This is a genomic window from Methylobacterium oxalidis (genome assembly GCF_007992195.1).
Classification (GTDB): Bacteria; Pseudomonadota; Alphaproteobacteria; order Rhizobiales; family Beijerinckiaceae; genus Methylobacterium; species Methylobacterium oxalidis.
In genome coordinates this window covers 22,366-28,365 of sequence record NZ_BJZU01000046.1, presented here as the reverse complement: position 1 = coordinate 28,365, position 6,000 = coordinate 22,366, and the positions used below count along the sequence as shown (strand labels likewise).

The window sequence follows — 6,000 nt, the reverse complement described above, 5'->3', positions numbered from 1 at the left end:
AAGGTCTGAGTCGGCGCCGGCCGACCGGGCGAGGGGTGGGACGCTTCCGGGGAGACCTGATGGGCGGCCCGCTCTCAGGCGGCGGCGAGCGCCATCGAGAGCGATTCCTTCTTCATCAGCTCGCGGTAGAAGCCGTCGAGATGGGTCAACTTGTCCGGCGAGCCGTCCTGCACGATGCGGCCGCCCTCCAGCACCACGATCCGGTCGAAGTCCTTCAGGGTCGAGAGCCGGTGCGCGATGGCGATGACGGAGCGGCCCTTCATGAGGTTGGCGAGCGCGTGGCGGATCGCCTCCTCGGATTCCGCGTCGAGGGCCGAGGTCGCCTCGTCGAGGAGCAGGATCGGCGAGTCCTTCAGGATCGCGCGGGCGATGGCGATGCGCTGGCGCTGGCCGCCGGAGAGCTTCACGCCGCGGTCGCCGACGATCGTGTCGAAGCCCTCGGGCAGGGCGTTGATGAAGTCGGTGCAGTGGGCGGCCTCGGCGGCCTTCCAGACCTCCTCGTCGGTGGCCTCGGGCCGGCCGTAGCGGATGTTCTCCCGCAGGGAGCGGTGGAACATCGAGACGTCCTGAGGCACCACCGTGATCGCCTCGCGCAGGGATTCCTGCGTGACGCGGTTGATGTCCTGCCCGTTGATCAGGATCTGCCCGCCCTTCACGTCGTAGAAGCGCTGCAGCAGCGAGAACAGGGTCGACTTGCCGCCGCCCGACTTGCCGACGAGGCCGATGCGCTGGCCCGGCTCGATGGCGAGGTCGAAATCCGAGAACACGGTGCGGCCGTCCGGGTAGTCGAAGGCGACGTGCTGGAAGTCGATCTTGGCGGCGTGGCCGGTGAGCGGCACCGCCTCGGGATGGTCGATCAGGTCGTGCGGCTGCAGCAGGGTGTGCAGGGCCTCCGACAGGCGGGCGGTGTGCTGGGTCGCGTCGACGAGGGCCACCGCGAGGTCGCGGGTCGCGGCGAGGATGCGGATGCCCAGCGTGCAGACGAGCACCACCTGCCCGTTCGTCGCCTGGCCCGCCTCCCACATGGTGATCGCCCAGTAGAGCAGGCCGAGCACGGCGAGCACGGTCAGGATCGCGTGCACGATGCGCAGCTTCTCGAGGTAGAGCAGCGAGGAGCGGCGCGAGCGCATCTCGACGCCGATCGTGCCGTCGAAGCGCTTGAACTCGCGCTTGAAGGCCGAGAAGGCGCGCACCAGCGGCATGTTGCCGACGAGGTCGACCATCTCGCCGTCGACGCTCGCGGCCTTGGCGGCGAAGTCGTGGTGGAGCGGCTTGCCGGCCGCCGCCATCTTGAACATCAGTACCACGACGCTGCCGAAGATCCCGGCGAGCACCAGCGCCATGGTGACGTTGACGGTGGCGATGTAGACGAGCGAGCCGATGGCCGCGACGCAGGGCGGCATCACGTTGAACACGAACATGTTCTCGACCGTGAAGATCGCGTTCGAGGTCGCGGTGATGCGCGAGGCCAGCGTGCCCGGCTGCCGGTCGGCGAAGAAGGAGGGCGAGTGGCCGGTCATGTGCCGGAACAGGTCGCGGCGGATGTCGCCGGTCACGCCCACGAAGGTGAAGGAGCCGACGAGGCTCGCCACGCGCCAGAGCATGTTGTCGGCGGCGATGAAGGCGACGAGGACGGCGAGCGCCCCCCAGATCAGCCCGGCCTGCGGCCCCTTGCTCAGCGCGTCCACCACGCCCTTGAGCGCGTAGTCCGTCGAGACGGAGAAGCCGACGGCGCCGAGCACCGCGACGAGGATCACGATGTGGGGGACCGCGCGGCGCCTGAGGTAGCGCCCGACGAAGGCCCAGGGACGATCGGCGTATTGACAGAGGTCTTCCATCGCGATGGTCATCTCGATTTCAGCGGACCGGCGGGACGGCGAGAAAGGGGTTCGATGAGGCGCACGCGAGAATCGTACCCGAGGCGGCAACGCAAAAGCGTCGCCATACGTTGCAAGCGCCCGCCCTCGCGGCCCGTTTTATTCATCGAACCTGAACGCCAGTTGAGCGGCACCCGTTTCCGGGCCCTCTGCGAGCGTACGCTTCTCGGCGCCTCATGACCGCGGCGCCCGCCGCGTCTCGGGCATGATGAGGGCGACGAGGCCGAAGGCGACGAGGCCGACGACGGCGAGGCCGAGGAAGGCGGTGTGGCTGCCGAAGCGGTCGGCCATCAGCCCGGCGAGCGAGGTCGAGAGCGCCGCCCCGATCCCCATCGCGGTGCCGACCGCCCCGAGGGCGAGGTTGAACCGGCCCGTGCCCCGGGTCGCGTCCGAGACGACGAGGGGCACCATTACGCCGAGCACCGCCGCCGAGACGCCGTCCAGCACCTGGATCGCGACGAGCAGGAACGGGCTCTCGGTGTAGGCGAAGAGCAGGCCGCGCAGGGGCAGGGCGGCGAAGCCGAGGAGCAGGATCGGCCGGCGGCCCCAGCGCTCGGCGGCGCGCCCGAGGGCCGGCGCGCAGACCGCCAGCACCGCCTGCGGGACCATGATGCAGGCGGCGATGAGGGCGGTGGCGGTCTCGCTCGTGCGCAGCGTCAGCACGCTGCCGACCAGCGGCAGCATGGCGGCGTTGGCCAGGAAGAACAGGGTCATGCAGGCGGCGAAGCACAGGAGCGCGCGGTTCGTCAGGAGCGTGCGCAGGCCGCCGCCGCCCTCCGAAGCGCCCGCGCCGGGGGGCGGCGGGGGCGCGTCGTGCACGATCTCGTCGGCCCGGATGAAGGAGAGGGCGAACAGGGTCGGCACGACGAGGGCGGCAGTCAGGTAGAAGACCGCGTCGTTCGAGAGGTAGTAGCCGCAGGCGCCCATCCCGGCCGCGGCCAGGGCGTTGCCGATCGCCTGGAAGCTGGCGTTGCGCCCCAGGCGCTCGCCGGCCCGGGCATGGCCGACGAGGCCGATGCTGATCGCGGCGATGGCCGGCGTCAGCACGCAGCTCGCCGCCGAGTGGGCCGCCATGGCGAGGAGAACGATGAGGAAGCTCGGCCACATGGCGAGCGCGAAGGCGCTGCCCGAGATCGCGATGACCGAGAGCCCCGCCGCGAAGCGCTTGGAGCGGGCCACGTCCACGAAGGCTCCGCCCGGCACCTGACCGAGCAGGCTGACGAGGCTGCCGACCGTGAGCGCGAAGCCGATATCGGCCTGCGTCCACTTGGCCTGCGTGAAGTAGACGGCGAGGAAGGGCCCGAAGCCGGTCTGCAGGTTCGCGACGAAGAAGGCGAAGGCGTCGAGCCCCCGGCGGCTCGCGCGCGAGAGCGACTGCTGGGCGGGGACGGGATCGGGCATCACGTCCGGCGCCCCCTCTACGCTCAGCTCGCTCAGCCGCACCGGGCGGGCTCGGTAATCGGGTCTCGGAACATGGCGGTCCCGTGGCGGTGCTGCACGCCGGCCCTTCGGGCGGGGTGCCGTCATCGATCGGGCGCCTTCTCGGGCGGCTTGTCGGCGGGGGCGGGGGAGGCGGCCGAGGGCGGGGCCGAGCCGGCGGGCAGCCCCTGAGGGGCGGCGGGCGGCACGGCGGGCGCGGCGGCCGGAGCGGCGGGCTGCGGGGCCGCGCCGGCCGGCTCGGCCTCCGGGGCCGGCCCGCCGGGGCTCGCGGGGCCGAGGACGACGATCGGCTCGCCGGCCTTGTACTCGGGCGAGACGCGGACTTGGTTGCGGCTGAGCTGGAGCACCACCCGCCCGGCCTTGCCCTCGGGGGAGAAGCGCAGCGAGCGCCAGTCCACGGCGATCTTGCGCGAGCCGACGCCGAGGAAGCCGCCGAAATCGATGATCGCGGCGCGCGGGCGGCCCTCCTTGTCGATGATCACGTCGATGATGCGGCCGAGTTCGTCGCCGTTGGCGGCGCGCACGCCCTTGCCGAGGACACCCTCGTAATCCTGCGTGTCGAGGACGGTCGCGGGCGTGCCCTGCTGCGGCACGGGCGCCGTCGCGGCCGGTGGGGGCGCGGCAGGCGGAGGCGCGGCGGGCGGAGGCGCGGCGGGCGGAGCCGGGACAGGCGCGGGCTGCGCCGGGCCGGGCGCGACGGGTACCGCGGCCGGCGGGCTCGCAGCCGGCGGGCTCGCGGGAGCCGGGCTCGGGGCCTGGTCGCCGCCCGCGGGCGCGGTCTCCGCCGCCGCACCGGCGGCCCACAGGACGATCGTCGCGCTCGCGAGGATCCGGAAAGGTCTGAACACGCGGCTTCCTCGATGAAGTGGTCGCACCGGCTCCGGGCACAACCGCGGCTGTTCGGGCGGGTTCCGCTGGGCGCGGGCCCGGGCTCTCTGCCCGCCGACCAAGGCGAAGTTGTGGATCCGGGGCGGAGGGCCGGGTGCGGCGCGCAAGTTCCGGGCCGGTGTGTCTTCGCGGGGACGGCCCGGCCTCCACGAGGGTCGCGCCCGCGGCCAAGTCTGGTTTTCGCCAAAACCTCGTCGTACAGAGGCGCCGATCAGAACAAAAGGCCGTGTGTTCAAGGCGGCCCAGAGAGGATCAGACCATGTCTCTCCCGTCGAGGTCCCTGCCGTCCCGAGCCTGCGCCGCGGCGCTCCTCCTCGCCGCGCTCTCGGGCTGCCAAGCGCTCGGCGGCGGCGGCGGCGTGATGCCCGCCAGCGAGGTCGGCCCGCCCCCCTCCATGCGCAGCGGCCTGCCGAACCGCGAGGTTCGCACCGCCACGATGGACGCCGACGGCGCCCCCCTCCAGACCGCGCCGACGCGCCGCCTCGACCTGCCGAAGAACGCCCGCGGCGAGGCGCGGGCCGCGGATGCCGGGCCCCGCCGCATCCGGCGGGACGAGCTGGAGGGCGGAGCCGAGGGCGGTTCCAGCTCCGGCGGCATGGCGCCCGCACTCAGCGCGAGCGGCGGCGTCGGCCTCGGCGGCCGCTTCTGACGGGAGCCTCCCGGTACGCCGTCAGCGGATCTGCGCGACGGCGATGCTGCCCTCCATGAGGCGGAAGCCCACGCCCGCCTGCCGGAGCGCATCCACGGCGGCGAACCGGCTGCGGGCGAGCGGCCCGTCCGCATCCTCCTCCAGGCGTCGGATCGTCGAGAGCGAGAGCTTGCTGGCGTTGGCGAGGTCCGCGAGCGTCCAGTCGAGCAGGCCCCGCGCCGCCCGGAGATGGGAGCCGCGGATCTGATGGTGCAGGTCGGCCCCGACCTCCACCGCCGCCTCGCCGAGGGTGGCGGTGGGCGGGAAGGTGAGGCCGGCCCATTCCCGGATCGTGTCGGTGCCGGACAGGACCGGCACGACGAGGGTGCGGAAGGTGGTGCGGCCGCCGCGGGCCACCTGCGCCGTGAAGTCCAGCGTGTAGGGCTGCCGCCGCTCGCGCAGCAGCGCGTGCTGGCGGAGGACCTCGGCGCGCTCCTCGGCCACGATCGGCAGGTGCCAGTTCCGCTGCAGGTCCTCGGGCGCGAGGCCGGTCAGCTCGCACCAGCCGGGGGCGTGCAGCACCTCGCCGTCCGCCGTGAAGACCCAGGCGACGATCATGCCGTGCTCGAAGATGGCGCGCTGACGCTCGTTCTGCGCGCGGATCGCCAGGGACACCCGCTGCTCGCCCGTGACGTCCAGCACGACCCCGGCGGCGCCGGCCGGCCGGCCCTCCGGCGTGAAGTAGACGTCGCCGCGGCTGAGCACCACGCGCATGGTCCCGTCCGGGCGGATGATGCGGAAGGTGTGGTCGCTCAGGATGCCCTCGTTGAGGATCTGGCTCGCATCCTCCACGATCGTCCGGTCCTCGGGGTGGATCAGGCTGCGGAACAGCTCGTAATCGGGCCGGATCGAGCCGTCCTCGATGCCGAACAACCTGTAGAGGCCCGAAGACCAGACATACTCCTTCCGGGCGAAGTTCCAGCCCCAGTTTCCGGACAGGGCGAACGACTCGACCATGCGGAGGAATTCGCGCGAGGAGAACGCGAGAGACGGAGGACTCATCGAAGAACGTTCGGGGATCAGTTGCAGCGGCTGTTCACTGTTCGCCACGGTGGGCCTCGGTCCGGAGAAGCCTCAAGGCCGAGCCGGGCGCACCAGCCCGCCTCC

5 protein-coding genes are annotated in these 6,000 nt (G+C 72.5%); 1 reads left to right on the top strand and 4 read right to left on the bottom strand.

Features of this window, described 5'->3' with window-relative positions:
- Positions 1–74: 74 nt before the first annotated feature.
- The 3 genes from MOX02_RS12505 to MOX02_RS12495 all read right to left on the bottom strand — a co-directional run bounded on the left by MOX02_RS12505 (position 75) and on the right by MOX02_RS12495 (position 4,165).
- Entirely contained in the window at positions 75–1,838 is a 1,764-nt protein-coding gene (locus MOX02_RS12505; protein ID WP_147026124.1) for an ABC transporter ATP-binding protein, read from the bottom strand.
- 213 nt (positions 1,839–2,051) lie between these two features.
- A complete protein-coding gene (locus MOX02_RS12500) occupies positions 2,052–3,404 on the bottom strand; it encodes an MFS transporter (protein ID WP_147026122.1) in 1,353 nt (450 codons plus the stop codon).
- The gene (locus tag MOX02_RS12495; protein WP_244948435.1) at positions 3,401–4,165 is read right to left on the bottom strand and encodes a PRC-barrel domain-containing protein; all 765 of its coding nucleotides are present in this window, start codon (positions 4,163–4,165) and stop codon (positions 3,401–3,403) included. The genes MOX02_RS12500 and MOX02_RS12495 overlap by 4 nt, the downstream gene beginning before the upstream one ends.
- A gap of 299 nt (positions 4,166–4,464) precedes the next feature.
- Here MOX02_RS12495 and MOX02_RS12490 point away from each other — a divergent pair, with 299 nt between their 5' ends.
- Positions 4,465–4,854 (top strand): hypothetical protein, encoded by a 390-nt coding sequence (locus MOX02_RS12490; protein ID WP_147026121.1) that lies wholly within the window; start codon positions 4,465–4,467, stop codon positions 4,852–4,854.
- A gap of 21 nt (positions 4,855–4,875) precedes the next feature.
- Here the strand turns inward: MOX02_RS12490 and MOX02_RS12485 are convergent, their stop codons facing one another.
- Positions 4,876–5,850: a PAS domain-containing protein gene (locus MOX02_RS12485; protein ID WP_170267844.1), complete on the bottom strand. Its 975-nt coding sequence runs from the start codon at positions 5,848–5,850 to the stop codon at positions 4,876–4,878.
- Positions 5,851–6,000: the final 150 nt, after the last annotated feature.

Bases quoted from the DNA above. Each gene is read 5' to 3' on its own strand.
- MOX02_RS12490 (WP_147026121.1), top strand. From the start codon at position 4,465: ATGTCTCTCCCGTCGAGGTCCCTGCCGTCCCGAGCCTGCGCCGCGGCG.
- MOX02_RS12505 (WP_147026124.1), bottom strand. From the start codon at position 1,838: ATGGAAGACCTCTGTCAATACGCCGATCGTCCCTGGGCCTTCGTCGGG.
- MOX02_RS12485 (WP_170267844.1), bottom strand. From the start codon at position 5,850: ATGGTCGAGTCGTTCGCCCTGTCCGGAAACTGGGGCTGGAACTTCGCC.
- MOX02_RS12500 (WP_147026122.1), bottom strand. From the start codon at position 3,404: ATGACGGCACCCCGCCCGAAGGGCCGGCGTGCAGCACCGCCACGGGAC.